Raw genomic sequence first — 1,405 nt, forward strand, 5'->3', positions numbered from 1 at the left:
GGAACGATACGCCTTGTGTGGTTGCCGCCCGTGATGCAAGAAGTTTTTGACCCTTGAGCATGTGATCGAGCGCGGTCTTGTGTCAGGCCTGTTCGTGCGACCTTCAAGAGCCGCTGGCCGAAATGGTGATCCGCGGAACGGGTCCAAATCTATGAAACGAGCTCGGTGGCTCTGGCGTATCGCCTGGTTCTACCGTCCGGATCTTTTCGATCGTTTGCCCATTCAGGTCTTGGCTTCTCACACCCCCTTGACCGACGTCAGGCTGTCTTGCGCTTCATGAACATCATGCAGCTGCGCCCTGCGCCGGAGCCCGATACTCCTCGTCCTTCGTCAGCATGGCCCAGATCGCGCGAGCCATTTTGTTCGCCAGGGCGATGGCGGCAAGCATCCGCGGCTTTCGGGCCGCCAGACGAGAAAGCCACGAGTCCTCGGGAATCGTCCGTCGTCCCAGCCAATTCAGGCGCGACATTGCTCCAATAATGAGTAGCCGCCGAATATCGGCCTGGCCAGCCTTCGAGACACGCCCCAGCCGTTGCTTGCCGCCCGTGGAATGCTGCCGTGGAACGAGCCCAAGCCAAGCTGCGAAGTCCCGGCCACACTTGAATTGCGCCATGTCGGGCGCGAAGGCCTCGACCGCCAACGCCGTCAGAGGCCCGACCCCCGGCATCGTTTGCAGTCGCCGCGCGGTATCCGTCTCGTCCGCAAGCGCCTTCAGCCCCTTGGTCTTCGAGTCGATCCTCTCCGTCTTCTCAGCAATCTGCGCCAGCAAGTCCTGGCATTCCGCTATGATCAGTAAAGGTAGATCTGAGGCGGGATCATCCAACAACGCCTCGATCCGCTTCAGATGAACGAGGCCTGTAGGAAACACATGGCCATATTCGTAGAGCACCGCCCGCAGCGCGTTCACGAGTTCGGTGCGCTGATGGACCAGGCGCTCCCGGCTACGGAATACTACCGCCTTGGCCTGCTGTTCTGCTGTCTTTGGTGCGACGAAGCGCATCTCCGGCTGGCGCGCGGCGATCACCATCGCCTCGGCATCAGCCGCGTCATTTTTCTGGCGCTTGACGAAGGGACGGACGTACTGGGGCGCAATCAGTTTGACGTCATGACCAAGCGCTTCCATCTCCCGGGCCCAGTAGCTCGCGCTGCCGCAGGCCTCGAACACGACAACGCACGCAGACTGATCAGACATGAACCTCCGGAATTGCTCCCGTGTCAGCTTCTTCCGGAACTTTACGTGTCCCGTCATCGAAGCTCCATGGAGCTGGAAAACTCGTTTTGCCAAGTCCACGCCGATCATCGTATCCTTCATCTCACCGTCCTCCTCGCCTGGTAGCTTTCAACACCACCATCTTGGCACATTGCGATGCCGTCTGGGGAGGGCGGCAACCATCCCATCTATGAC

1 protein-coding gene is annotated in these 1,405 nt (G+C 60.1%); it reads right to left on the minus strand.

The window, feature by feature from the left end; all coding sequences use genetic code 11:
• Positions 1-283 precede the first annotated feature (283 nt).
• Entirely contained in the window at positions 284-1,312 is a 1,029-nt protein-coding gene (locus HCC78_RS32560; RefSeq protein WP_172332821.1) for an IS110 family transposase, read from the minus strand.
• Between the last annotated feature and the right edge of the window lie 93 nt (positions 1,313-1,405).

It is taken from the genome of Mangrovicoccus sp. HB161399 (assembly GCF_013184745.1).
GTDB lineage: Bacteria > Pseudomonadota > Alphaproteobacteria > Rhodobacterales > Rhodobacteraceae > Mangrovicoccus.